Source organism: Sphingomonas elodea ATCC 31461 (genome assembly GCF_000226955.1).
Lineage (GTDB): Bacteria > Pseudomonadota > Alphaproteobacteria > Sphingomonadales > Sphingomonadaceae > Sphingomonas > Sphingomonas elodea.
Genome location: NZ_AGFU01000026.1, coordinates 13,383 through 37,051, shown reverse-complemented (window position 1 = coordinate 37,051; position 23,669 = coordinate 13,383). Strand labels below are relative to the sequence as shown.

Below are 23,669 nucleotides of genomic sequence, written 5' to 3'. Positions count from 1 at the left end.
GGCCGTCAGGAGGCGGGGGCTGCAGGAAGGGACAGGTGGGGCGTGAGCGCTTGACCTTCCACGAGCGGTGCGGCCTGCTGCCAGCAGGATTTCCAGCTATTGCTCGAATTGTGCCACCATGTCGCGAAATCGCCGGCCTCCTGGCTGACGCTGATATCGGTGAAAAAGCCCGCCTGCGTCGTGCTGCCCTTGATCGTGACGGTGGACGAATCGGAGACGATGACGAAGTCCCGCGCGGGCGCGAAGCCGGCGGGCGGGATGGCCCAAAGCGCGGCGAAGGCCGGCGCCACCGCGGTGCAGGTCGCGCCGTCCAGCCAGTCATGGACGCGTGTCTCGGTGGCGATGCATTTGCCATCCGTGCCCTGCTTGCCGCACCAGTGGCGGTCGTGGCGAACCCGCTCGGCGATCCAGCGCGGCCCGGCGGGACCGCGGGAAGCGATACCGAAGATGACCTTCTCGTCGACGAAGACCCCAAGCCCGCCGCCGACATTGGTCACCGTGTACTGGATCGGGAGCGTCCGTTCGCCCGGTAGTGCGCCGGCGAGCAGGAGCGCGAGGGGCACGGTCGAGAATGGTGGCAGCATGGCAGACCTCCTGCGCGCGCATGGTGCCGCGCGACCCGCAGCTTAGACGGCGGCGCCGATCGACGATAGCGCTTGCGGCGGGCGATCGATGTTGGTGTGCTATTTTGATAATACGGTTGGGCGGCCCCACATCTCCGCGATGCTGAACGCACTCTCGCTGCTGATCGGGCTGGTGGCGCTGCCCTTCGCGCTGGTTGGGATCATCCCGTTCCCCTTCGTGCCGCTGATCAACTGGATCGCCTTCCCGATCGCGCTCACCGGCACGGTGGTGGGGATGCTCTCGCGGGGCACGGCCGGGCGAAACCTCAACCTGCTGCTCCTGATCGTCAGCGGGGTGCGGCTGATGCTGACCGGCGGCTTCATCTGACGAAAAAAGGGGCCCGGCGAACCGGACCCCTCTTCGTGCGTGGCGTGAGGCGTTAGCGGCAGCGGACGTTGCCGCGGTCCACCGACCGGCCGAGCGCACCGCCCGCTGCTGCACCCAGCAGCGTGCCGAGCGTCGCATTGCCGCCCGAAGATAGCGCGTTGCCCAGCAGGCCGCCCGCCACGCCGCCCACGATCAAGCCGGTCGTGCCATCATTGCGGCGGCAATAATAGCGGCCGTCATTGCCGCGATAGATCCGGTCGTTCCGGCGCTGGCGGCGCTCCTGATAATAGCGGCCGTCGCGATAATATTGGTCGGCATAATAGCGGCGCTGTCCGGCGGGCAGCCGGTTGTAATCATAGTTGCGATAGCGGCGCCAATCGCCCTGGCCGGCCTGGCCGCGATCCTGGCGCCAGTCGCGCCGGTCGTCGCGCCGGGCTTCGTTGATGTCCTGTCGGCAATCGCGTGCTTCGCGGCGATATTCGCCCCGGTTATCGGCATTGCGGAGATCGCGGCGGCAATCCTGCCGCGCCTCCCGTTCGCGATGCCCCTGGGCAAGGGCCGGGGCAACCGGCAGGGTCAGCGCGGCCACGGCGGCCAGTATCAGCATGCGCATCAGATCACTCCAGATCGTTTCCAATGCGTGCCGAACGTACCGCCGCGACCGCTGGTTGCGTGAATGGTAAACTACGCCCGGTTCACGCGGCGTCCATCGACGGGACACGCGCGTCGCCCGGATAGGCGAACAGCAGGTCGCTGCCGACCTCGGCCTGCAGCTCGACATGTCCTTCCAGCGTCAGGCACTCGCCCGCCTTGAACGCGACACCGTCGACCACGCCTTCGCCTTTGACCGGGATCAGCCAGCCGGTCGTGCCTTCCGGCAGATCGAAGCGGCGATGGCCGCCTTCCCAGCGCTCGAGCACGAACTTGGGCCCTTCGACCAGAATCGTGCGGTCCGGCGCGACGGCGCCCGGCATCGGGTGCGGCACGAAGGGCACCGGCTCGGACACCGCAATGCCCTCGTCCAGATGCAGCTCGCGCGGGCGGCCATAGTCATAGAGGCGGTAGGTGGTCTCGCTGTTCTGCTGCACCTCGATCAGGGTGATGCCAGCGCCGATCGCGTGCACCGTGCCCGAGGCGGAGTAGAAGAAGTCACCCGCCTTCACCGGCTTCCAGTCCAGCATGTCCTCGATCGAGCCGTCGAGCGCGCCGGCGCGCAGTGCCTCGCGGGTATAGGGCTGCTTGGTGCCGAGCGCGATCGTCGACTCGGGCTGCGCGTCGAGGATGATCCAGCACTCGTCCTTGCCGCGCGGCAGGCCGACGGCCTGGGCCTGCTCGTCGTTCGGGTGAACCTGCACCGACAGCTTCTCGCTGGTGAACAGATATTTGATCAGCAGGTCCGGCGTCGAGTTGCCGGGGGTCTGGAACCACACTTCGCCTACCGGTTCGCCGTCCGGGGCGGGATCGGCAAAGCCCGGATACAGGGTGTGGCGGCCCCAGGGTTTTTCGACGCGGTGGGTGGCGAGAAGCGTGGCGGGCACGGAAGATCCCCTTGGATTGCGGTCACGGAAACGGGAGCGCATGTGGCCCGAAGCGGGTTCCGCCGCAATCCCGCCCCGAAAAGGATTGTTTGCAGCCACGGCCCCGGTCTAAGACCGCGCCATATGCGTAGTCCTCTGCCTCGCGCGCTTGCGTTCGCGCTTCTTCCGGTGTTCGCCCTTTCCGCCGCCGGCTGTGCCAAGCGCGGCGGGGTGAAGGATCTGCCTTATGTCGCGCGCGACGTCGGCACGCTGTACAGCACGGCCAGGCAGAAGCTGGATCAGCACCAGTACAAGCTTGCCGCCGCGCTGTTCGACGAGGTGGAGCGCCAGCACCCCTATTCGGTTTGGGCGCGCCGTGCGCAGCTGATGGGCGCGTTCAGCTATTATCTGAACCGCGACTATGCCGAATCGATCGCCTCGGCGCAGCGCTTCCTGGCGGTCCACCCGGGCAACCGCGATGCGCCCTATGCCTATTATCTGATCGGCATTTCCTATTACGAGCAGATCAGCGACGTCACCCGCGACCAGAAGATCACCCAGCAGGCACTCGATTCGCTCGGCGAACTGATCCGCCGCTACCCGAATTCGAAATACGCGGCCGACGCCCGGCTGAAGCTGGACCTGGTGCGCGATCACCTGGGCGGCAAGGAAATGGAAGTCGGCCGCTTTTACGAGACGCGCGGCCAGTGGCTGGCGGCGGTGCTGCGCTTCCGCACCGTCGTCGACAACTATCAGATGACCACCCATGTGCCCGAGGCGCTGATGCGGCTGACCGAGGCCTATCTGGCGCTGGGCGTGCCCGAGGAAGCCAAGAAGGCGGCCGCTGTGCTCGGCGCCAACTATCCGGGCACCGACTGGTACAAGCATGCCTATCAGCTGATGCAGGACAATCAGGACAAGCTGGCGGCGGCCGCCAAGGCCAGCCCGCCTGCCAAGCCCAAGAGCTAAAACCACTTCCGTTCTTCCTCTGTTCCTGCGATAGGGGGCCGCGATGCTGACCGCGCTATCCATTCGCGACGTGGTGCTGATCGAGGCGCTGGACCTGGAGTTCGGCGAAGGGCTCGGCGTGCTGACCGGCGAGACCGGCGCGGGCAAGTCGATCCTGCTCGATGCGCTGGGGCTGGCCCTGGGCGCGCGTGCCGATAGCGGGCTGGTCCGCAGCGGGGCCGCGCAGGCGGTGGTCGTGGCGAGCTTCGTGCCGCCCGCTGCCGACGGTGCGATCGCCAGCCTGTTCGCCCAGAACGGCATGGAACTGGAGCCGGGCGAGCCTCTGCTCGTCCGGCGGCTGGTCAAGGCCGATGGCGGCAGCCGCGCCTTCGTCAACGACCAGCCGGCCTCGGCGGGGTTCCTGCGCGAACTGGCGCCGCACCTGGTCGAGATTCACGGCCAGCATGACGATCGCGGCCTGCTCAACCCGCGCGGGCACCGGCTGCTGCTGGACGCCTTCGGGCGCTGCGACACGGGGCCGGTGGCGATCGCGCACCGCGCCTGGCGCGCGGCCGAGGATGCGCTGGCGGTCGCACGTGCCGAGCAGGACAGCGCCGAGCGCGACCGCGAATGGCTGGAACATGCCGTCACCGAACTCTCCGCGCTCGCGCCGGAAGAGGGCGAAGAGGAACGGCTCGCCGAGCGTCGCGCCTCGATGCAGCGCGGCGAGAAGATCGCGACCGACCTGCAGGGCATCGCCGATCTGCTCGAAGGATCGGATGGCGGGCTCGCCCGGCTGCGCCAGGCGGCGCGCATCCTGGAGCGGATATCCGACGATCATGCAGCACTGGCCGAGGCGCTGGCGGCGATCGACCGCGCGATCACCGAGGGCAGCGAGGCGCAGGCGCAGGTGGATGCCGCCGCCGAGGCGCTGGCCTTCGATCCCGCTGCGCTGGAGGCCGACGAGGCGCGGCTGTTCGAACTGCGCGCGGTCGCCCGCAAGCACCGGGTCCAGCCCGATGACCTGCCCGCGCTGCTGGCCGAGCTGTCGGGACGGTTCGAGCGGCTGACCAGCGGCGGCGCGGGGATCGCCAAGCTGGAAAAGGCGGCGGCCGAGGCGCATGCCGCCTATCGCGAGGCGGCGCAGACCCTGTCCGCGGTGCGCACGATGGTGGCAGCGCGGCTCGATGCGGCGGTGGCGAGCGAGCTCAAGCCGCTCAAGCTGGATGCCGCGCGCTTCCGGACCGTGGTCGAGCCGCTGGACGAAAACCAGTGGAGCGCCGCCGGCATGGACCGGGTGGAGTTCGAGGTCTCGACCAACCCCGGCGCGCCCTTCGCCCCGCTGATGAAGATCGCCAGCGGCGGCGAATTGTCGCGCTTCATCCTCGCGATGAAGGTGGCGCTGGCCGAAGAGGGCGGCGCGCGCACGCTGATCTTCGACGAGATCGATCGCGGCGTCGGCGGCGCGGTGGCGGATGCGATCGGCGAGCGGCTGGCTCGGCTGGCGCAGGGCTCGCAGCTGCTGGTGGTGACGCATAGCCCGCAGGTGGCGGCGCGCGGGGCGCGGCACCTGCTGATCGCCAAGCGCCATGACGGCATCGTCACCCGCACCGGCGTGACCCCGCTCACCCCCGAGCAGCGCCGCGAAGAGATCGCGCGGATGCTCTCCGGCGCCGAGATTACCCCGGAGGCGCGGGCCCAGGCGGAACGGCTGCTGGCGGCCTGAACCTGAACGAACCTCTCCGGCTTGCGACAATTGGTGACGCAAAAACCGGGCCGGTGGGACAAAAATGCGACATCGGCGTTCCACAACGGCTCTCGACCGCAGGGGCGGTCCAGTCGAAGTGAGGAGTATCCGATGAAGAAGTTCATGCTGCTGATCGCAGGCCTTGGTGTCGCCGCGGCCGCCGTGCCCGCCTCCGCTGCGCCGGCGTTCCAGGGCGGCTGGCAGAACATCAACGCCCGCCAGGATCGCATCGAACAGCGCATCAACCAGGGCATCCGCTCGGGCGCGCTCAGCCGCCGCGAGGCGACCCAGATCCGCAACCAGTATCGCGGCCTGATCCGGCTGGAGGCCCGTTATCGTGCGTCCCGTCCCGGCCTGACCATGGCGGAGCGCGGCGACCTCGATCGCCGCTACGACGCGCTCTCGGCGAAGATCCGCTACGAGAAGCACGATCGCAACAACCATCGCCGCTGATCCGTTCGCGACGGTATCGAGGCAAAGGGGCTCCGCCGCGAGGCGGGGCCCTTTCTGCATGGGCTGCGATCATCCGAGCGGCGGCGAGACTTTCTGCAGGAACAGTCGCCAAAGGGGGATCGTCGCCAGGGTCGCCTGCGCGGCCCAGGGGAAGGCCAGCGCCATGCCGAAGGCCGTGACCGTGCCGAGCAGTGTCGCCAGCCCCCGCTGGCGGATCACCCGGCAATGCGCCCTGGCGATTCGCTCACCTACCACCGGCGACGAGGTGGCGATGCGCTGCACCCAGATGTTCGCCAGCGCGATCAGGAACTCCCGGTCGCTGAACGGCGGGTGCACCTCGGGGACGTGGATCTCGATGATCAGCAGCGTGATCGCGATCGCGAAGACCGCGTCCGAAAAGAAGATCAGCCGTTCCAGTGCATGGCCCGGGGCATGCGATTCCGCCGCGTGCGTGCTCTGCATGCGGTTCCCCCTCACCCCAAGGCCGCTTCTAGCAGGCGATCAGCCGTCCGTCTTGGGCGGTGTGCGGCGGGTGCGGGGCTTGGGGGCGACGTCGCTTGCCTTGCGGGTGCGACGGGGCGGGGGGGCCTTGGCAGGCTTGGCCGCCGCTGCCGGTTCGGCGACCGGCTCGGACGGCTTGGCAGCGGGCTTGCGGATCCGTTTGACCACCGGCTTGGTCGCCGGGGCAGCTGCGGGCTGGGGTTCCGCCGGGGCGGGTGTCGGCTCGGGCGCCGGGGCGGGCTTGGATGCCTCGCCCTTGATCCGATCGGCCAGGGCGACGAGCCCGGCGGCGAGCAGATCGGCGATCACCGGATGCTTGGCGAGAGCGGTGAGTTGGCGACGCGCGTCCTTGGGCAGCTTGATGCCTCCGATCACCTTCGGCAGCAGCGACGGCGTCTTTCCGTCCTTTTTCGCCTGTTTCGCTTTCTTGTCGGCCATCCCGCACCTCGCTTGCCGGAGTGAAGCGCCAAGCTTCCGCCAACCGATTCGTGCTGTCAATCAATGCTGGGTCGGGGCGTCGGCTTCCCATTCGAACACGATATCGAAATCGGTGTCGGTACGCGGCGCGGAGACGCGGCGCAGGCGACGCGGGGGCAGCGCGCGCGCAAGGGGGCGGCGGCGCGGGGCGCGATAGGGCTTCGGCTTCTGCATCGTCGCGTTCCTTCCAAGGCGGTCAGCTTGGAAACCCTGCACGATCCTTCAGGTTCCGCTGTACCGGGCGACGCACTGGGTTAGGAACCCGTGCAATCGTTCGCTGTTGGCCGCCCAGGTAAAGGGCTCGGCAATGCGTCGGACGGCATCCGGCGGCGGCGGCGCGGCGATCAGCTCGGCGATGGCGCGGGCGAAGGCGGCCGGGGTGCGATCGACGATCCGTCCGGCCGCCGGCGCGGTGACGACCTGGCGGGCCCCGCCGACATCGGGAATGACCACCGGCGTGCCGCTCGCCAGCGCCTCCAGCCAGGCATTGGCAAGGCCTTCGGAGGCGGAGGCGAGCGCCATCACGTCGGCGGCGGCGAGCAGCTCGGCGATCTGCTCCGGCGGGATCGCGCCGAGCAGCCGGACGCGATCGGCGAGGCCCATCGCCTCGATCCTGGCCGCGAGCCGGCCCGCCTCCGGCCCCTGCCCGGCAATCGCGAGGCGAACGCCGGGCAGCGTCGCCACCGCGTCGATCAACAGGTCGTGCCCCTTGAGCGGGATCAGCGCGCCGACCGAGGCGACAAGCGGCCCCTCCATCCCCAGTGCCTGCTTCGCAGCCCGACGGTCGCGGGGCGCGAAGCGGGCAAGGTTGACGCCGGTGACGATGCACGCGATCCGCTCCGCCGGCATGCCGAGCGCGATCATGTCGTCGCGTAGCGGCAGCGATACGGAAAGCAGGCCGTCGGCCATCTGGCCGGCGCGCGCGATCTGGCGGGCAATCGCGGGGCGGCGGGTCCATTGGTGGATGTCGGATCCGCGCGCCTTGATCGATACCGGCACGTCGAACGCGCGGCCCAGCGCGACCGCGGCAGGACCGTCGGGAAAGAAGAATTCGGCGCTGATCACGTCGAAGGGAAAGTCGCGCCGGAGCGCGGCAAGCATCGGGCGCAGGGCCCGGGCCAGCATCGCGGCATGGAGTCGGCCGCCGCTTCCCGGCAGGTTGGTGAAGCGCGGCCGGTGGACGGTCAGGCCGTTCCACCGCTCCTTGCCGGGTTGGCGGGCGAGCGGGGCGTAGCGCGGATGTCGGTCGAAGGGGAAGGGCGGCAGGCCGCGCGGGGCGACCACTTGCACCTCCACCCCGTCCCGCGCGGCCAGCGCCCGCGTCTGCCGTTCGACGAAGATGCCGAAATTCGGGCGCGACGCATCCGGGAACAGGGTGGAGAGCACGAGCACGCGAAGCATGCCCGGGGCTATAACGCCCCGGGGTTAATGCTTCGGCGTGTCAGCGGCAGTTGTTGCCGCCGCGTTCGATCGCCCGACCGGCCAGCGCACCCGCCACGCCGCCGAGCACGGTGCCCGCGGTGCGGTCGCCGCTGGTGTCGATCGTGCGGCCGAGCAGCGCGCCGCCGACCGCGCCGATCACGGTGCCGGTGGTCCCGTCCGGCTTGCGGCAATAGCGGCGGCCGTCGCGGCCGCGCCATTCGCGATAGGCATAGCGGCGGCGATCGTCGCGGTAGCGGCGGTCGTCATGGTCGCGATAATAGCGGTCCTGACCGATGCTCGCCTTGGCCTCGGCCTGGGTGGCGGGCAGGACGACGGCGGCGGGAACGGCGAGCGCCGCGGCGCTCAGCGAAAGAAGAAGGGTACGCATCAGAAACTCCCCGATTTGCGATAGATGAAACGAACGTGTCGGGTTTACCGGTGGTTGCATGAACCTGATACTACGTGCCGTTCAGGCGGGAGGCAGAAGCATGGACGAGGCACAAGCGATCATCGAGCAACTGGGGCTGGCCCCGCATCCGGAGGGCGGCTGGTATCGCGAGACCTGGCGTGCGCCTACGGTAGCGGGCGGGCGCTCCCCCGGCACCGCCATCCTGTTCCTGCTGGAAGCCGGGCAGCGCTCGCACTGGCACCGCGTCGATGCCGACGAACTGTGGCTGTGGCACGCCGGATCGCCGCTCGCCCTGCGGATCGGCGATGCCGAAGGAGGGGCGGTGGAGGCAGTGCGGCTGGGCGGCGATGTGCTCGGCGGCGAACGGCCGCAGGCGCTGGTACCCGCCGGCCATTGGCAGGCGACCGAGGCGGCGCAGGGTTGGGGGCTGGTCAGCTGCACGGTCGTGCCCGGCTTTGATTTCGCGGGATTCGAACTGGCACCGCCGGGCTGGTCGCCGCCGGGCGCCTGACGGCTGCTTATCCCCGTTATCCACAGTATCAACAGGGGCTGGCCGCTCCATTCGGCTTGGTGCGACTCGCGCTCGGTGCGACCATCAACGGGTAAGGAAGGATGTTCTGGTTGGCGGGAAACCCAAGCCTGTTCAACCTCTTACAGGTTCGTCCCGGTGCCGGTGTCCATCGGACACCGCCTCCGCCGGGTCGCGGATCGACGCGTGCGATCGTTCTGGCGCCGCGAAGGGTCCGATGGCGCGCTTCCCTTTCCCTGCCGATGGGGAAGCGCGCCGGCCGTCGATGCTGCGGAACCCGACGCTCCGGCACGGTTTCCTTGGATCGATGCGCTGGGGGCCGGCGGTGACGTCGGCCCCTTCAGCGTTTCTGACGCACCGTGTTCCCCCGCATTGGCAAGCGTCCTCCGTCTCCCCACAGCGGCGGCATCGTCGATCGATCGGGAGCATCGGGTGGGACGGATTTTCGAACGGTTCGCGCAGAGCGTCGCCGGCTGGGCAGGTCGACCGCCCGCCTTCGTCTTCGCCTTCCTCATCATCATCGTCTGGGGCTTGAGCGGACCGCTGTTCCACTGGTCCGACACCTGGCAGCTGGTGATCAACACCGGCACCACCATCGTCACCTTTCTGATGGTGTTCCTGATCCAGAATGCGCAGAACCGCGCCGCCCGCACGCGGTCAGGCGAGTTCCCAGTCGAGCGCGATCTCGGCCTTGAGCAGCTTGGAAACCGGGCAATTCGCCTCGGCACCCTTGGCCAGGGCCTCGAACTGCTCGCGGCCGATTCCCGGCACCTCGGCGCGCAGCGTCAGGTCCGAACGGCTGATCCGGAAGCTGTCGCCATCCTGTTCCAGCTTCACCGCCGCCCTGGTCTCCAGCGTGCCGTCGCTGAAACCGGCCTGGGCCAGCGCGAAGCTGAGCGCCATGGTGAAGCAGCCGGCATGGGCGGCGGCGATCAGTTCTTCCGGGTTCGTGCCCTTCTCGTCGCCGAACCGCGTGTTGAAGCTGTACGGGGTTGCTTCCAGCACGCCCGACGGGCTGGTCAGCTGGCCTTTGCCGGTCTTGCCGAAGCCGGTGTAGCGGGCGGTGGCGGTACGCGTCGTCATGGCGGAGCTCCTGGAATGCAGTCGGGCCGGGGCGGGGCCCCGGCCTGATCCGGTCAGCGGCAGGTGACCTGGTTGTTGTTGCGATCGATCGAGCGACCGGCCGCCGCGCCGGCAGCGGCGCCGAGCAGCGTGCCCAGCGTCTGCGAACCGCCCGGCGCGATGATGTTGCCAAGCAGGCCGCCGGCCACACCGCCGACGATCAGGCCGGTGGTGCCGTCGTTGCGGCGGCAATAATAGCGGCCGTCCTGCCCGCGATAGACGCGGTCGTTGCGCGACAGGCGGCGTTCCCGATAGCGCGCGTCGTCGCGATAATAGCGGTCGGCATAATAGCCGTTATAGGCGGGGTCCGGCCGGTTATAGTCGTAGGAACGGTAGCCGCCATAGCTGGCCGAACCGGTGCCGTAGCCGTCGCCGACACAGCCGGAAACCAGCGTGGCCGCAGCGACCATGCCCAGAGCGAAGATGCGCATCGGATCTCTCTCCTGATCCTTGTTGGGGGTGTGCGGGCAATGCGCGACCGCCGCGAAGGTTGCGCGGCCGTGCCGTTGCGGGTGGCTCAGGATGGGGCGGCGTCGATGCGGCGCAGCGCGTCCGCCTGTCCGGCGACAAGCGTGGGGGCACTGCCGCCCGCCAGCGCCGGGCGGAGTGCATCCCGCTCGCTCTCCGGCACGGGGGCGGACGGGTCGGGGCGGAAGTCCTCGATCGCGCGGGTCGAGCCGTCGGGATGGGCGTCGCCCATCAGGTCGGTGGGGACGGTGCCGGTCGTGGCCTCGCCAGCCTTGCGATTGCGCAGCAGGCCGAAGGCGAGCGCGCCCACCGCGCCCAGCCCGGTCGCGGCGATCGCGGCGATGCCTGCCTTGCGGATGCCCGAGGTCTTCTTCTCGACGTGGGTCGCGGGTGCGGCGGCTTTGGGCGCGCGTTTCGGCCGGGCCTTGGCGGTGGGCTTGGCGGCCGCGGGATCGGCCTTCGTGCCCGCCTTGGGCGACGCGGCGGGTGCCGCCTTGGGCGCCCGCTTGCGCGGGGTGGCGGGCTTGGGCGTGTTGCTTGCAGATGCCATCGGAATCTCCTTTAGGTTCGGCATCGACAACGGGCCGGGGCGGGAGGGTGTTCCGATCCGCTACCCGACCGCTCGACGGTTCTGCTTGACCAACCCACGGTCCCGCCCAGCAAAATCGCGCGCGTATCGCCGTGCCGGGTGAACTTCTCGCCAAATCCGCCTATCTGACTCTTCATGCCGTCCCGCTTCGACTCCGTCCCCCACCGGCGCGCCCTGATCGACCGCCGCGCCGTCGCCGAACGCCTTGCAGGCCTGCAGGCGCGCGACACCGCCGCGCTGCGCCAGGCGGGAGCGACCGAACTGAAGGCGGCACTGGACGCCGGACAGGCGGAGATCGCTCGTAGGCTGGCGGAGCATCCGTCGCGCGGTCTGGAAATCGCCGCCGCCGGCGCCTTCCTGACCGACCAGATCCTGCGCCTCCTGTGGGATTTCACCGTGGAGCGGCTGCATCCGAACGCCAATCCCACCGCGACCGAGCGGATGACGCTGATCGCGGTGGGCGGCTATGGGCGGGGCGAGATGGCGCCGCATTCGGATATCGATATCGGTTTCCTCACGCCCTGGAAGGTCACCGGCTGGAGCGAGCAGGTGATCGAATCCATGCTCTATTCGCTGTGGGACATGCGGCTGAAAGTGGGCCATTCCTCCCGCTCGCTCGACGAGATGGTGCGCCAGGCTAAGGCCGATGTCACCGTGTGCACCGCGCTGGTGGAGGCGCGCTATGTCTGGGGCGATACGGGCCTCTACGAAGAGGCGGCGCGCCGCTTCAAGGCGGAGGTGCAGGCGGACAGCGCGCGCGGCTTCATCACCGCCAAGCTGGAGGAGCGCAACACCCGCCACAAGAAGATGGGCGACAGCCGCTATGTCGTCGAGCCAAACGTGAAGGAAGGCAAGGGCGGCCTGCGCGACCTCCATACGCTCTTCTGGATCGGCAAGTTCGCCTATAACGTCCGCGAGCCGGCCGAACTGGTCGAGGCCGGGCTGCTGACACCGGCCGAATATCGCCAGTTCCGCCGCGCGGAGAACTTCCTCTGGGCGGTGCGCTGCCATCTGCACCTGATCACCAACCGGCCCGAGGATCGGCTGACCTTCGACGTGCAGCGCGAGATCGCGGACCGCATGCGCTTTGCCGATCGGCCGGGCATGTCCAGGGTCGAGCGCTTCATGCGCTATTACTTCCTCCAGGCGAAGGTGGTGGGCGACCTGACGGGCGTGTTCCTCGCGCATCTGGACGAGAAGTTCGCCGCGCGCGGTCGCCGTTTCGGCTTGCCGGCACTGTGGCGCGGGCGGCGCAAGCTGAAGGGCTTCGTGCTGGAGCGCGGGCGGCTGGCGCTGCCGCGCGACAGCTTCTTCCATGAGGACCCGGTGCGGCTGATCGAGCTGTTCGCACTCGCCGACCTGCACGAGCTGGAGATTCACCCGCTTGCGATGCGTGCCGCCGCGCGCGACGCCAAGCTGGTCGACGAAGTCCGTAACGATCCGCGCGCCAACGCGCTGTTCCTCGATGTGCTGACATCGCCGCGCGATCCCGAAACCGTGCTGCGGTGGATGAACGAGGCGGGCGTGTTCGGCCGTTTCGTGCCGGACTTCGGCCGCGTCGTCGCGCAGATGCAGTTCGACATGTACCACCATTATACGGTGGACGAGCATTCGATCCGCGCGATCGGCCTGCTCAGCCGGATCGAGAAGGGGCAGCTGAAGGAGGACCACCCGCTGGCGACGGGGCTGCTCCACCAACTCGCCTCGCGCCGTGCGCTCTATGTCGCGGTGCTGCTGCACGACATCGCCAAGGGGCGTAGCGGCGACCATTCGATTCTGGGGGCAGAAGTCGCCGAGCGCCTGTGCCCGCGCCTCGGCCTTAGCGCCGCCGAGACCGAGATGGTCGCCTGGCTGGTGCGATGGCACCTGCTGATGTCGGCCACTGCCTTCAAGCGCGACCTGGCCGACTTCAAGACCATCCTGGACTTCACCGCCCAGGTACAGAGCGCCGAGCGCCTGCGCATGCTGCTGGCGCTGACCGTGGTCGACATTCGCGCGGTCGGGCCGGGCGTGTGGAACGGCTGGAAACGGCAGTTGCTGGGCAATCTCTACGAGGCTGCGGAGGAAGTGCTGCGGCTCGGCCACAAGCAGCGCGGCCGCGCGGAGCGGATCGCCGCCAAACAGGACGAACTGGCCGAGGCACTCGGCTGGGAATCGGGCCGAATGAACGCGTTCAAGAAGCGCTTCACCGAAAGCTACTGGATCGCCGAGCCGGTCGATGTGCTGGCGCGCAATGCCGTCATGGTGGCGGAGGCGGGCAATGCGACGCTGCATGTGGAGGCGCAGGTCTATCCCGATCGCGGCGCGACGCTGGTGACCGTCTATGCCGCCGACCATCCGGGCCTGTTCTACCGCATCGCCGGGGCGATCCATGTCGCGGGGGGGAACATCATCGATGCGCGCATCCACACCACCCGCGACGGCATGGCGCTCGACAATTTCCTGGTGCAGGACCCGTTCGGTCAGCCCTTCGACGAGGAAGCGCGGCTCAACCGGCTGAAGACCGGCATCGCCGACGCGCTCGCCAACCGCGCGCGGCTTTCTGAACGGCTCAAGACCAAGGCACCGGTGCGACTGCGTGCCGATGCCTTCTCGATCGAACCCAATGTGTTCATCGACAACAAGGCGTCGAACCGGTTCACCGTCATCGAAGTCAATGCCCGCGATCGGCCGGCATTGCTCTACAGCCTGGCGAACGCATTGTTCCAGTCGAAGGTGACGATCCACTCCGCGCATGTCGCGACCTATGGCGAGCGCGCGGTCGATACTTTCTATCTAACCGACCTGATCGGCGATAAGATCAGTTCGACGTCGCGACTCAAGACGATCGAGCGACGTCTGCTGGAGGCCGCGGCCGGGGAAGAAATCGCCCAGGCCGCCTGATCGGGGGGAAGGGCATGCCGGTAGTGGGTTTCGGGGGCTATTTCTTTCGTGCCAAGGATCCCGAAGGACTAAAGGCCTGGTATCAGGAAATGCTCGGCGTCGGCGGCGGCTGCGGCACCGATGCCAGCGGGCAGGCGAGCCCTTGGTTCTGGTATCCGGAACCTGGCGGCATCGTCTTCCAGCCGTTCGCCGAGGACAGCCGCTATTTCGCCGCCGACAAGCACGCGATGCTCAATCTGCGCGTGGTCGACATCGACAGCCTGCTGGAGCAGCTCAACGCGACCGGTGTCGCGATCGAGACCCGGGCGGAGTGGGACACGCCCGAAACCGGTCGCTTCGCGCGGATCCATGATCCGGAGGGCAATCCGATCGAGCTTTGGGAACCGCCGGCGGAGTAAGGCCGGCAACCGTCGCTGTTTTGGGGGTGCAGGCGGCCCCCGCCTGCGGCTCCCCGATCAGCGCAGCGGCGCTACCCGCAGCGACGCCATCGGCGCGTCCTTCGTTTTGGTGCCGATCTGCCAGCGGATCACCCGCTCGCTGCCCACCGTCTCGGCGCCATTTTCGTTGTTCTGGCTCAGCACCTCGGCATCGGTGGTGAGGGTGAAGGTGCCATCCATCCGGTCGGCGGCCTGGGCAGTGTCGTCCATCAGGCCCGACCCCATGCCGCCAAGCCCCGCCGCATCGCTCTTCTGCCGCGCGAAGCCCGCGGCCTTCACGCGCAGGGCATCCTTGCCGCGCAGCTCGATCGCGATCCAGGGCAGGATGATCTCGTTATCCTGGTTGTAGGGATAGACGAAGGCGTGATCGAGCACGCCGGACAGCGCGAAATCGACATGGAAGATGCCGTTGCCGCGATATTCGACGCTGCGATAACCGGCTTCCTTGGCCAGTTCGACGGCGAGCTTGCGATACTCGTCGTCGCGCCTGGCGGCTATGGCAGCATTGGCAGCCTTGGCAGCCTCGGTGCGGGCCAGTTCGGCCTCGGCGTCCTTGCCCTTCTTCTTCGCCTCTTCCGCGTCGGTCGCCTTCATGAAGGCACCGCCCATGCCCTTCAGGTCGATGGCGACGACTTCGCCCTTGTAGGTAAAGGTGAAGCTGCGGTCACGGTGGATGGTCAGTGCGGAATCGAACTTGCCGGGGACGAACACACAGCTCGCCAGCACGATCGGCGCCAGTACCACCAACGCCAGCGCACGCCACATCTTGCCCATCTCCGGTCTCCCGTCAGCCGCGCGTGTTCACCGCGTAGAGCGCCACGGCCGCGGCGTTCGACACGTTCAGGCTCTCCACCTTGGGCGAGATTGGCAGGCGCGCGAGTTCGTCGCAATGCGCCTCGGTATTCTGGCGCATGCCTTCGCCCTCGGCGCCGAGCACGAGTGCGACGCGGCCTTCGCCCATCACCTCGCTGAGCGTCGCCTTGGCGTGGCCGGTCAGGCCGACGCGCCAGAAGCCGGCTTCGGCGATCTCGTCGAGCGCGCGCGACAGGTTCACCACGCGCACCCAGGGAACCACTTCCAGCGTGCCTGCCGCTGAGCGGGCGAGGGTGCCCGTCTCGGGCGGCGCGTGCCGGTCCTGCGTGACGATGCCGAGCGCATCGAACGCCGCCGCCGAGCGCAGGATCGCGCCGACATTGTGCGGATCGGTCACCTGGTCGAGCACCAGCAGCGGCCGCTTGTCCTCCGCGCCCCGCTCCAGGAGATCGCCCAGCCAGATCTCCTCGAGCGGGTCGACCTCGATCACCAGCCCCTGGTGCGGCGCATCGGCCGGCACCAGGCGGCCGAGATCGGCCACGTCGGCATAGGTGATCGGGATGACCGGGGGCAGGTCCAGCGCCGACAGCGCCTCGCGCGTGCCCCAGATCTTGCGCACCGTCCGCTCGGGGTTGGCGAGCGCCGCGAGCACCGCGTGGCGGCCGTAGAAGCGCGGCCGCGATGCGGATGCCTGGCTGGGACGATGGCCTCGACGTTTCATCAGTGTGCGGACTCCGGGAAGGGATAGAATTGATCGGCCGGCGTCGGCGCGGTCGCAAGCGGCGCGCGCGGCAGCGGCTGATCGCTGTTGGCGGCGTTGATCAGGAACGCGGCGAGGATGGTTGCGCCCTGGCGCATATCGTCGGCCTTCAGATGATCGAACGTGTCGACGTCCGTATGATGCACCATGGAGCCATAGTCGAGGGGGTCCTGGATGAACTGGAAGGCGGGCACGCCCACCGCGTCGAAGAAGACATGGTCGGTGCTGCCGGTGCGGCGTGCGGAGACCATGGTCGCCCCCATGCTGTGGAACGGCGTGAACCACTGCTCGAAGATCGGCATCACCGCGGTGTTGCCCTGTGCATAGATGCCGCGGATCTTTCCTGATCCGTTATCGAGGTTGAAATAGGCGGCGAGCTTGCCGTGATCGGGCCCCGGCGTGATCGGGAAGGCGCGGCTCCACGTCATGTAGCGCACGATGCCGGTCGCGCCGGCCTCGACCGGGCGCTTGGCGATGTGGTTCTCGACATAGGCCATCGAGCCGAGCAGGCCCTGCTCCTCGCCCGACCACAGGGCGAAGCGGATCGCCCGCCTGGTCTTGATGCCTGATGCCTTGATGATGCGCGCGGCCTCCATCACCATCGCGCTGCCGGCGGCATTGTCCGCCGCGCCGTCGCCCATCGCCCAGCTGTCGTAATGCGCGCCGGCCATGACATAGCCGGCCTTGGGGTCGGTGCCGGGGATGTCGGCCAGGATGTTGTAGGCCTTGGTGTCGCCATCCTCGAAATGGTTGATCGCATCGATTTCCAGCGTCGGCTTGGCGCCCATCTTGGCGAGGCGGGCGAGGCGGCGATAATCCTCGGCCGCGATCTCGATGCCCGGAAGCTGGCCCGACTGGCCGACCTGGAACTGGCTGTTCTGGCCGTGCACCAGCTTGCCGTTGCGGCTGGACATGATGGCATAGCCGATCGCGCCCTCCGCCTTCAGAAAGGCATCGCGCTTGGCGGCGAAGGTGAGGCGGGCCGGGTTGAAGCCGCGCCCGCCCTCGGCGCCGTTGGGCAGGTCGTAGAAGTCGCGCTTGGCCATCTCTTCCACGCTCCAGCGCTTGAACGGCGCCTCGGTCGCTTCCTCCAGCTCGCGCGGCTCGGTGATCAGCACCACCTTGCCCTGCAGCTTGCCCTTGTACTGAGCGAAGGCGCCCTCGTCGGCCAGCGGTGCAACCACGACCTCGCCGCGCACCGCGCCGCCGGTGCCTGGCGTCCAGGGCAGGGGCGCGGCGACCAGCTGGAGCGGGCGGGGGGCGACCATGCGCACCGCCAGCTTCTCGTTCCACCAGCCGCGGCCGAACTCGAAGCCTTCCTTGTGGACGTTTACCAGGCCCCATTCGCGGAACTTGGCCTGCGTCCAGTCCTCGGCCTTGCGGATGCCGGGCGAATTGGTGAGGCGCGCGCCGATCACGTCGGTCAGATACTGCGCGATTCGCATCACCTCGCTGTGATTGGTGCCCTGATCGATCACCCGATCGGTTGCGCTGGTCTGAATCGTCTGGGCGGCGATGGGCGCGCTGCTGGCGAGCAGGGCTGCCGTGACGGCGAGAATGGTGCGGCGCATTGGTTTCCCCCAAAAATGTGACCGCGGGACGCTATGCGGGCAAAAGAGTGCACGCAAGGCGTTGACAGGCACGTCCGGCTTCGGCATTGGGCCCCCTCGCTCGCAAGCGGCGGTCTCCATGGATAGGTGGCCGAGTGGTTAAAGGCAGCAGACTGTAAATCTGCCGGGCTTCGCCCTACGGTGGTTCGAATCCATCCCTATCCACCACCGCCGCTGCGAGCGATCCTCTCCAGGATCGCGGTATATCGGAACAGCGGACCTTTTATGTCTCGCGGTTGCCGTACAACGCCAGTGTGCGCTCGCGATATTCGATCAGCTGCAGAAGATGGTCCAGCTCGCGGATCTGCTGGACGGGCTCGCCGCGCTGAATCGCGGTTTCTATCTGTTTGAGCAGATGCGAAGCGCTACCCGCACCATGGGTGAGGTAAATTGCTTCGGCGCGCTCGAGGAGCGTAGAAAGCGGCGTCACCGGGCGATCCTTTTAGGGGAAGGGTGCCCTATATCCAAAATGGACTTAGCTGTGCAATGTCTCGTCTATTACGAATGCGTTGAGACGTGCCTTTGGTGTGTCCCGCACCGGGATAACTCCTGACTTGTCGTCGCGTTCATAAAAATCCATTGTGGATATAAAGATACGCGAGTTTTTGACACGATGGATGAACGGAGTTCTGGGATCGAAGTGGCGTGCGCGCATCTTCGGGATGCGATCGTGTTGCTCGACCGCTTCGGCGAGGATACCGAAGCGGCGAACATCTCCCTGTCCATGGAACGACTTGCTTCCAAGTACGGGATTATGGTGCCAGTTGCTTCAGACCGCGGTCCAGTATGAGATCGAAATAGCGCTCCAGCGCCGCACGCGTATCGTCGGTCAGTTCCAGATAGGTGAAGCGTCGATCGGTGGGCAGGCTACGCTTGCGCACCATGCCGCGCCGGGTCAGCGCGTTGATCCAGCGCAGCGCCGTCGTGGTCGGCACGCCCGATGCGGTGCAGGCGGCGGAGGTCGAAACATCCTGCCCGTCGTGCCGGCTAACATATAACGTCAGCAGGATATTGAAGGCGGGATCGGCGAACAGATCGGTGGCGACTTCGCTTTCCAGCAGGGTGCGTGCCCACAGCATCATCCGCGCGAGATCGATGTGGTCCAGTCCGCGCGACCGAGCACCTTCCGTCGGAACGGCCGAAGGCGATTCGCTCGCCAACTGCGTGAACAACTGCTTGATCTCGCTAAGCCGAGCATCGACCTCCTGGAAAAGTTCGGCGCTCGGCACCACCAATTTCTCCCTCATCGTGGAACACGCTTAGGCAGCGATCGGGATCCGATCAACATACGGACGTCGTTAGTATAGCTTAAACCTTCCACATCGCGAATATCTGCGGTGTCGGATCTCACCCGCAATCAGAAGACTGCCGATACCAACTGGCGAAATGCATCGGCGCGGTGGCTCATCGCGTGCTTCGCGGCGGGATCCATTTCGCCGAAAGTCTCGGCATGGCCCAGCGGCACGAACATCGGATCATAGCCGAAGCCCTGCTGCCCGCGCGGCGGCCATGCAAGTTCACCATGCACCCGGCCCTCGAACCATTCGACATGCCCGTCCGGCCAGGCGAGCGCCAGCGCGCACACGAAATGGGCCGCACGGCTGGTCTCCGGCGGCAGCGCCGCCAGCTTGTCCTCGACGCGCTGCATCGCCAGGCCGAAATCGCGGCCCTCGAACGGGGCGACCGGCGCCAGCCCGTCCATGCCTGGTGCGGCCATGCCCCAGCGGGCCGAGTAGATGCCGGGCGCGAGGCCCAGCGCCTCGACGCACAGCCCCGAATCATCGGCAAGCGCGGGGAGGCCCGACAGGTCCGCCGCCTGCAGCGCCTTCAGCTCGGCATTGGCGACGAAGCTGGTGCCGGTTTCCTCGGGCTCGGGCAGGTCCAGCTCGGCGGCCGAGACCGGCTCGATCCCATAGGGACCGAGCAGTTCGCGGATCTCGCGCACCTTGCCTTCATTGTGGCTGGCGATCACCAGCTTGCCGGGGGCGAGCTTGCGGATGGCCTGGGGGGCGTCGCCTTCGCCGCTCATCCGACTGCCTTCAGCTGGGCGTCGAAGATGCGCGCACAGCCGATGCGGGCGAGGCGGAGCAGGCGCAGCAGGCCTTCCTCGTCATAGGTGGCACCCTCGGCGGTGGCCTGCGCCTCGGCGATGTTGCCGTTGGCGAGCAGCACGAAGTTCGCGTCGGCATCGGCCGACGAATCCTCGGGATAGTCGAGGTCGAGCACCGGCGTGCCCTGGTAGATGCCGCAGCTCACCGCCGCCACCTGGGTGGTGATCGGATCGACGGTGATCGCGCCCTCGGCCATCAGCTTGTTGACCGCGAGGCGCAGCGCCACCCAAGCGCCCGAGATCGCGGCGGTGCGGGTGCCGCCATCAGCCTGGAGCACGTCGCAATCGAGCGTGATCTGCCGCTCGCCGAGCAGCTTGAGGTCGGTGACCGCCCGCAGCGAACGGCCGATCAGGCGCTGGATTTCCTGGGTGCGGCCCGATTGCTTGCCCTTGGCCGCCTCGCGCTGGCCGCGGGTATGGGTGGCGCGGGGGAGCATGCCGTACTCGGCCGTCACCCAGCCTTCGCCCTTGCCGCGCAGGAACGGCGGCACGCGCTCCTCGACGCTGGCGGTGACGAGCACGCGGGTGTCGCCGAAGCCGATCAGCACCGAGCCTTCGGCGTGGCGGGTGAAGTTCGGGGTGATGGTGATTTCCCGCATCTCGTCGGGGGCGCGGCCGGATGGGCGCATGCGATTCAGTCTCCCTAAAGGTCGAGCCGGGCACCTAGACCGTGGCGGCGCGTTCCGCCAGTCTCGCAAAAACGCGAGAACAAGGCATGGGGAGAAAGACACGCATGCGCCTGTTGGTTGCACTGGTTTTCGGCGGATCGATGCTTGGCGGCTGCATCCCGCAGGTGGCCCCGCCCGATCGGCCCATGCGCCCGGCGCCCGCACCCCCGGCGGTGCCGTCGCGCCCCGCCCCACCGCCCGTCGCCGCCGGCGCGCTGGCACCGCCGGCCGTCCCGATCGTGCGGGGGGAGATGATCCGCTATGCCACGAGCCCGTGCTTCGGTGCGTGCCCGGTCTACACGGTCACCGTGCGACCCGACGGGACCGGCACCTTCGAGGGACAGCGCTTCACCGCCGTCAGCGGCGCGCGCGACTTCCGCGTCACGCCCGCGCAGTACACGGCCTTCCTCACCCGGCTGGCGCCCTATCGACCCCGAAGCGGCACGGTCCGTTATGCTCCCGGCGAACCTACCTGCGGGCAGGCGGCCACCGATATGCCGAGCGTGGAGGTGCAGTGGGACGGCAAGGCCGGCCACCGGGCCCTTTCCTTCTACTTCGGCTGCGATCGCGAGCGGAACCGCATGATGGCGGATGCGCTGGGGTCCGCACCCGATCTGTTGCCGATCGCCGGGTTGATCGGCGCGCGCCCTTGAAGCACGCCCGTCTCACCGCCTAGATACGGGGCACCATGATCACGCCGCCGATCCACGAGCTGACCGACCGCGCGCGCGACGTGTTTCGCATTGTGGTGGAATCCTATCTCGACAGCGGTGCGCCGGTTGGATCGCGCACAATATCGCGCATCTCGGCGCTCAACCTGTCGCCGGCCTCGATCCGCAACGTGATGCAGGATCTGGAGGAACTGGGCCTGCTCGCCGCGCCCCATACCAGCGCGGGCCGCATGCCGACCGAAAGCGGGCTGCGGCTGTTCGTCGACGGCATGATGCAGGCGAACCAACCCTCGATCGAGGAACGCGCGGCTATCGAGGCGCGCGCGGGGATCGGCGGGCCGGTGGAGGATGCGATCGCGGAAACCACGGCGGCGCTTTCCGGCCTCTCTGCCTGCGCGGGCCTGGTGCTGGTGCCGATGGCGGAGACGGTGCTGCGCCAGTTCGGCTTCGTGCCGCTGAGCCAGGATCGCGCGCTGGCGGTGCTGGTGGGCGAGGATGGCTCGGTCGAGAACCGCGTCGTCGAGCTGCCCGGCGGGGTCGACCCGATGTCGCTGCAGCGTGCGGCCAACTATATGAGCGCGACGCTTGCGGGGCTCACCCTGGCGGAGGCGCGGGTGCGGATCGAGCGGGAGTTGCGCCAGCAGCAGGCGGCGCTCGATGCCGCCGCGGCCGATCTCGTTGAGCGCGGTCTCGCCGTATGGAGCGAGGACAGCGGGCGCCGCCCGGTGCTGATCGTCCGCGGCCAGGCCCGGCTGATCGACACCGGCGCCGCGGAGGACCTGGACCGTGTCCGCCAGCTGCTCGACGAGCTGGAAGGCAAGGAAGAGATTGCCCGCCTGCTCGACAGCGCCCGGGAGGGGGAGGCGGCACGCATCTTCATCGGATCCGAGAACAAGCTGTTCGCGCTTTCCGGCTCGTCGGTGATCGCCAAGCCGGTACGCGCGCTCGACGGCCGCGTCGTCGGCGTCGTCGGCGTGATCGGGCCGACGCGGTTGAACTATGCCCGCGTCGTGCCCATGGTGGATTTCACGGCGGCCACACTGGCCCGTTTGCTGGCCTGAAGAAAACAGGGAACCATGTCCGAGAACACCGAAAATACCGAACCGACCCAAGGCGAAACGCTGGCGCAGGAGACTGCACAGGCCGCCCCCGAGGGATCCGAACAGGATCGCGTCGCCGAACTGGAGGCGCAGCTGGCCGAGGCCAAGCAGGCGCATCTCTACGTCCAGGCCGACATGCAGAATCTACGCCGCCGCACCGAGAAGGAAGTGGCGGATGCACGTGCCTATGCCGCGACCAGCTTTGCCCGCGACATCCTTTCCGTTGCCGACAATCTCGGCCGTGCGCTGCAGGCGATCCCCGCCGAGCTGCGCGAGGACGACAAGATGAAGGGCCTGGTCGTGGGCCTGGAAGCCACCGGCCGCGAGCTGGAGGCGGTGTTCGGCCGCCACGGCATCTCCAAGGTGGAGGCGCTGGGCGAGACGCTCGATCCCAACAAGCACCAGGCAATGATGGAAATGCCCGTTGCCGACAAGGAACCCGGCACCGTGGTGCAGGAGATCCAGGCCGGTTACATGATCAAGGACCGGCTGCTGCGCCCGGCACTCGTCGCCGTGGCGAAGAAGCCCGACTGATCGCCAGCGTCCCGCCTTCCGGCAAAGGGGGGCGGGACGTTGTTTCGGCGGCTTGTCGCATCGGGACGCGCGCCGCCCTTTCCCTTGGTTGACACGCGCCGAGGCCGCGCCCATTTGCGGGGCGGTCGCGGGACAGCCGCGACTCTTTCGCAACGGATCCGAGAAGGAACCATGCCCAGTAACGATCAAAGTAGACCGACCGCGCCTGTCCGGGCCGCCGCGCTGATCTGATCGTACTCGGTCACCTCACGCGCCGGCCCGGGCGGGCCGGTCGGCAGTGAGGTGTATCCATGAATGCAGCCATTCGTTTCCTGAACGACCTGCGCCGGATCGGCGGCGGGGCGCGGGACCTCAACACGGTGTTCGACGAACGCCTGACCTTCGGCGAGCGTCTTGCCGATCGGGTCGCGGCGGTCGGCGGATCCTGGGGGTTCATCATCGGCTTCGGCCTGTTCCTCGCCGCCTGGGCGCTGGTCAACACGGTCGTGCTGGCGGCACGGGCGTTCGACCCGTTTCCGTTTATCTTCCTGAATCTGATGCTGTCGATGCTCGCAGCGCTGCAGGCCCCGATCATCATGATGAGCCAGAACCGCCAGGCGGCGAAGGACCGCCTCGAGGCGCGGATGGACTATGAGACCAACCTGCGCGCCGAGGCGCAGATCGAGGAACTGCACGCCAAGATCGATGCGCTGCACGCCGATATCGCGCGGATGATGGAGGTGCGGGCGCCGCGCTGAGCGGCGTCCCCCTCAGAAGGCGACGGCGCGTGCTTCCTTCTCGGCCTCGTTGAGCGCGCGCTGGGTGGCGACGCGTTCGGCCCGGACGGCCATGGCCTCCCATGCGGCCTGGGCACGCAGGTGCCGCTCGCGGACATTGTCGAGATCGCTCTGGGCGGCGGCGGATCCGGCTTCGTCGGCACGGGCGCGGAACAGTTCGATTTCGGTCATGGG

30 protein-coding genes, 1 tRNA gene and 1 pseudogene are annotated in these 23,669 nt (G+C 68.1%); 13 read left to right on the top strand and 19 right to left on the bottom strand.

Features of this window, described 5'->3' with window-relative positions:
- Positions 1 to 5: 5 nt before the first annotated feature.
- Positions 6 to 584, bottom strand: coding sequence for a hypothetical protein (locus KK7_RS0109145; protein ID WP_010544342.1), 579 nt, complete (start codon positions 582 to 584; stop codon positions 6 to 8).
- Positions 585 to 723: 139 nt separating this feature from the next.
- Between KK7_RS0109145 and KK7_RS0109140 the strand changes: the two genes are divergently transcribed.
- Positions 724 to 951, top strand: a complete 228-nt coding sequence (locus tag KK7_RS0109140) for a hypothetical protein (protein ID WP_010544341.1) — start codon at positions 724 to 726, stop codon at positions 949 to 951.
- Between the two features lie 52 nt (positions 952 to 1,003).
- Here the strand turns inward: KK7_RS0109140 and KK7_RS0109135 are convergent, their stop codons facing one another.
- The gene (locus tag KK7_RS0109135) at positions 1,004 to 1,564 is read right to left on the bottom strand and encodes a glycine zipper 2TM domain-containing protein (protein WP_010544340.1); all 561 of its coding nucleotides are present in this window, start codon (positions 1,562 to 1,564) and stop codon (positions 1,004 to 1,006) included.
- A gap of 82 nt (positions 1,565 to 1,646) precedes the next feature.
- Entirely contained in the window at positions 1,647 to 2,489 is an 843-nt protein-coding gene (locus tag KK7_RS0109130; RefSeq protein ID WP_010544339.1) for a class I mannose-6-phosphate isomerase, read from the bottom strand.
- Positions 2,490 to 2,612: 123 nt separating this feature from the next.
- Between KK7_RS0109130 and KK7_RS0109125 the strand changes: the two genes are divergently transcribed.
- From KK7_RS0109125 to KK7_RS0109115, 3 genes are all read left to right on the top strand, one after another.
- Positions 2,613 to 3,437 carry an outer membrane protein assembly factor BamD gene (locus KK7_RS0109125; RefSeq protein WP_010544338.1) on the top strand — a complete coding sequence of 275 codons (825 nt, stop codon included), beginning with the start codon at positions 2,613 to 2,615 and terminating at the stop codon, positions 3,435 to 3,437.
- A gap of 43 nt (positions 3,438 to 3,480) precedes the next feature.
- Positions 3,481 to 5,142, top strand: coding sequence for a DNA repair protein RecN (gene recN / locus KK7_RS0109120; protein WP_010544337.1), 1,662 nt, complete (start codon positions 3,481 to 3,483; stop codon positions 5,140 to 5,142).
- Between the two features lie 132 nt (positions 5,143 to 5,274).
- Entirely contained in the window at positions 5,275 to 5,616 is a 342-nt protein-coding gene (locus KK7_RS0109115; RefSeq protein ID WP_010544336.1) for a hypothetical protein, read from the top strand.
- A 69-nt stretch (positions 5,617 to 5,685) separates the two neighbouring features.
- On the opposite strand, the gene KK7_RS22880 is transcribed toward KK7_RS0109115, so the two are convergent.
- Genes KK7_RS22880 through KK7_RS0109090 form a run of 5 tightly spaced genes read right to left on the bottom strand, consistent with a single transcriptional unit; the run spans position 5,686 to position 8,404 of the window.
- Positions 5,686 to 6,078 carry a TMEM175 family protein gene (locus KK7_RS22880; RefSeq protein ID WP_010544335.1) on the bottom strand — a complete coding sequence of 131 codons (393 nt, stop codon included), beginning with the start codon at positions 6,076 to 6,078 and terminating at the stop codon, positions 5,686 to 5,688.
- A 39-nt stretch (positions 6,079 to 6,117) separates the two neighbouring features.
- The gene (locus KK7_RS0109105; protein ID WP_010544334.1) at positions 6,118 to 6,555 is read right to left on the bottom strand and encodes a hypothetical protein; all 438 of its coding nucleotides are present in this window, start codon (positions 6,553 to 6,555) and stop codon (positions 6,118 to 6,120) included.
- 60 nt (positions 6,556 to 6,615) lie between these two features.
- Positions 6,616 to 6,768, bottom strand: a complete 153-nt coding sequence (locus KK7_RS22875) for a hypothetical protein (RefSeq protein WP_157999997.1) — start codon at positions 6,766 to 6,768, stop codon at positions 6,616 to 6,618.
- Positions 6,769 to 6,816: 48 nt separating this feature from the next.
- Complete coding sequence (locus tag KK7_RS0109095; RefSeq protein WP_010544333.1) at positions 6,817 to 7,995, bottom strand: glycosyltransferase; 1,179 nt, start codon at positions 7,993 to 7,995, stop codon at positions 6,817 to 6,819.
- 40 nt (positions 7,996 to 8,035) lie between these two features.
- Complete coding sequence (locus KK7_RS0109090) at positions 8,036 to 8,404, bottom strand: glycine zipper 2TM domain-containing protein (protein WP_010544332.1); 369 nt, start codon at positions 8,402 to 8,404, stop codon at positions 8,036 to 8,038.
- A gap of 100 nt (positions 8,405 to 8,504) precedes the next feature.
- On the opposite strand from KK7_RS0109090, the gene KK7_RS0109085 reads away from it, so the two are divergent.
- Positions 8,505 to 8,936 carry a cupin domain-containing protein gene (locus KK7_RS0109085; protein ID WP_010544331.1) on the top strand — a complete coding sequence of 144 codons (432 nt, stop codon included), beginning with the start codon at positions 8,505 to 8,507 and terminating at the stop codon, positions 8,934 to 8,936.
- Between the two features lie 450 nt (positions 8,937 to 9,386).
- A pseudogene (locus KK7_RS21850) lies at positions 9,387 to 9,596 on the top strand (low affinity iron permease family protein); the annotation flags it as partial.
- A 15-nt stretch (positions 9,597 to 9,611) separates the two neighbouring features.
- On the opposite strand, the gene KK7_RS0109080 reads toward KK7_RS21850, so the two are convergent.
- From KK7_RS0109080 to KK7_RS22190, 3 genes are all read right to left on the bottom strand, one after another.
- Positions 9,612 to 10,037 carry an OsmC family protein gene (locus KK7_RS0109080; protein WP_010544330.1) on the bottom strand — a complete coding sequence of 142 codons (426 nt, stop codon included), beginning with the start codon at positions 10,035 to 10,037 and terminating at the stop codon, positions 9,612 to 9,614.
- A 53-nt stretch (positions 10,038 to 10,090) separates the two neighbouring features.
- The gene (locus KK7_RS0109075) at positions 10,091 to 10,507 is read right to left on the bottom strand and encodes a glycine zipper 2TM domain-containing protein (protein ID WP_010544329.1); all 417 of its coding nucleotides are present in this window, start codon (positions 10,505 to 10,507) and stop codon (positions 10,091 to 10,093) included.
- Positions 10,508 to 10,593: 86 nt separating this feature from the next.
- Positions 10,594 to 11,094: a hypothetical protein gene (locus tag KK7_RS22190; protein WP_010544328.1), complete on the bottom strand. Its 501-nt coding sequence runs from the start codon at positions 11,092 to 11,094 to the stop codon at positions 10,594 to 10,596.
- A gap of 174 nt (positions 11,095 to 11,268) precedes the next feature.
- On the opposite strand from KK7_RS22190, the gene KK7_RS0109065 reads away from it, so the two are divergent.
- Positions 11,269 to 14,016 carry a [protein-PII] uridylyltransferase gene (locus KK7_RS0109065; protein WP_010544327.1) on the top strand — a complete coding sequence of 916 codons (2,748 nt, stop codon included), beginning with the start codon at positions 11,269 to 11,271 and terminating at the stop codon, positions 14,014 to 14,016.
- A 14-nt stretch (positions 14,017 to 14,030) separates the two neighbouring features.
- The gene (locus KK7_RS0109060; protein ID WP_010544326.1) at positions 14,031 to 14,414 is read left to right on the top strand and encodes a VOC family protein; all 384 of its coding nucleotides are present in this window, start codon (positions 14,031 to 14,033) and stop codon (positions 14,412 to 14,414) included.
- Between the two features lie 57 nt (positions 14,415 to 14,471).
- Here KK7_RS0109060 and KK7_RS0109055 read toward each other — a convergent pair whose 3' ends face one another.
- From KK7_RS0109055 to KK7_RS0109045, 3 genes are read right to left on the bottom strand one after another with little or no spacing between them, the layout of a single operon-like run.
- Complete coding sequence (locus KK7_RS0109055) at positions 14,472 to 15,227, bottom strand: hypothetical protein (protein ID WP_010544325.1); 756 nt, start codon at positions 15,225 to 15,227, stop codon at positions 14,472 to 14,474.
- A gap of 13 nt (positions 15,228 to 15,240) precedes the next feature.
- Positions 15,241 to 15,987 (bottom strand): 23S rRNA (guanosine(2251)-2'-O)-methyltransferase RlmB, encoded by a 747-nt coding sequence (rlmB, locus tag KK7_RS0109050; RefSeq protein WP_010544324.1) that lies wholly within the window; start codon positions 15,985 to 15,987, stop codon positions 15,241 to 15,243.
- Positions 15,987 to 17,597, bottom strand: coding sequence for a M20/M25/M40 family metallo-hydrolase (locus KK7_RS0109045; RefSeq protein ID WP_010544323.1), 1,611 nt, complete (start codon positions 17,595 to 17,597; stop codon positions 15,987 to 15,989). Before KK7_RS0109045 ends, rlmB begins: the two co-directional genes overlap by 1 nt.
- Before the next feature lie 120 nt (positions 17,598 to 17,717).
- Here KK7_RS0109045 and KK7_RS0109040 point away from each other — a divergent pair.
- Positions 17,718 to 17,804 (top strand) — tRNA-Tyr (locus tag KK7_RS0109040).
- A 55-nt stretch (positions 17,805 to 17,859) separates the two neighbouring features.
- Here the strand turns inward: KK7_RS0109040 and KK7_RS0109035 are convergent.
- The 4 genes from KK7_RS0109035 to rph all read right to left on the bottom strand — a co-directional run bounded on the left by KK7_RS0109035 (position 17,860) and on the right by rph (position 20,375).
- On the bottom strand, positions 17,860 to 18,066 hold the full coding sequence (locus KK7_RS0109035) for a hypothetical protein (RefSeq protein WP_010544322.1): 207 nt from the start codon (positions 18,064 to 18,066) through the stop codon (positions 17,860 to 17,862).
- A 322-nt stretch (positions 18,067 to 18,388) separates the two neighbouring features.
- Positions 18,389 to 18,865, bottom strand: a complete 477-nt coding sequence (locus KK7_RS0109030) for a helix-turn-helix domain-containing protein (protein WP_237709171.1) — start codon at positions 18,863 to 18,865, stop codon at positions 18,389 to 18,391.
- Positions 18,866 to 18,993: 128 nt separating this feature from the next.
- Positions 18,994 to 19,665: an RdgB/HAM1 family non-canonical purine NTP pyrophosphatase gene (gene rdgB / locus KK7_RS0109025; RefSeq protein WP_010544320.1), complete on the bottom strand. Its 672-nt coding sequence runs from the start codon at positions 19,663 to 19,665 to the stop codon at positions 18,994 to 18,996.
- Entirely contained in the window at positions 19,662 to 20,375 is a 714-nt protein-coding gene (gene rph / locus KK7_RS0109020; RefSeq protein ID WP_010544319.1) for a ribonuclease PH, read from the bottom strand. The genes rdgB and rph overlap by 4 nt, the downstream gene beginning before the upstream one ends.
- A gap of 104 nt (positions 20,376 to 20,479) precedes the next feature.
- Between rph and KK7_RS0109015 the strand changes: the two genes are divergently transcribed.
- From KK7_RS0109015 to KK7_RS0109000, 4 genes are all read left to right on the top strand, one after another.
- The gene (locus KK7_RS0109015; protein ID WP_010544318.1) at positions 20,480 to 21,067 is read left to right on the top strand and encodes a DUF6438 domain-containing protein; all 588 of its coding nucleotides are present in this window, start codon (positions 20,480 to 20,482) and stop codon (positions 21,065 to 21,067) included.
- A gap of 35 nt (positions 21,068 to 21,102) precedes the next feature.
- Positions 21,103 to 22,146 carry a heat-inducible transcriptional repressor HrcA gene (hrcA, locus tag KK7_RS0109010; RefSeq protein ID WP_010544317.1) on the top strand — a complete coding sequence of 348 codons (1,044 nt, stop codon included), beginning with the start codon at positions 21,103 to 21,105 and terminating at the stop codon, positions 22,144 to 22,146.
- Between the two features lie 15 nt (positions 22,147 to 22,161).
- The gene (gene grpE / locus KK7_RS0109005) at positions 22,162 to 22,719 is read left to right on the top strand and encodes a nucleotide exchange factor GrpE (RefSeq protein WP_010544316.1); all 558 of its coding nucleotides are present in this window, start codon (positions 22,162 to 22,164) and stop codon (positions 22,717 to 22,719) included.
- 290 nt (positions 22,720 to 23,009) lie between these two features.
- The gene (locus KK7_RS0109000) at positions 23,010 to 23,456 is read left to right on the top strand and encodes a DUF1003 domain-containing protein (protein ID WP_010544315.1); all 447 of its coding nucleotides are present in this window, start codon (positions 23,010 to 23,012) and stop codon (positions 23,454 to 23,456) included.
- 12 nt (positions 23,457 to 23,468) lie between these two features.
- Here KK7_RS0109000 and KK7_RS0108995 read toward each other — a convergent pair whose 3' ends face one another.
- Positions 23,469 to 23,666: a hypothetical protein gene (locus KK7_RS0108995; protein ID WP_010544314.1), complete on the bottom strand. Its 198-nt coding sequence runs from the start codon at positions 23,664 to 23,666 to the stop codon at positions 23,469 to 23,471.
- Between the last annotated feature and the right edge of the window lie 3 nt (positions 23,667 to 23,669).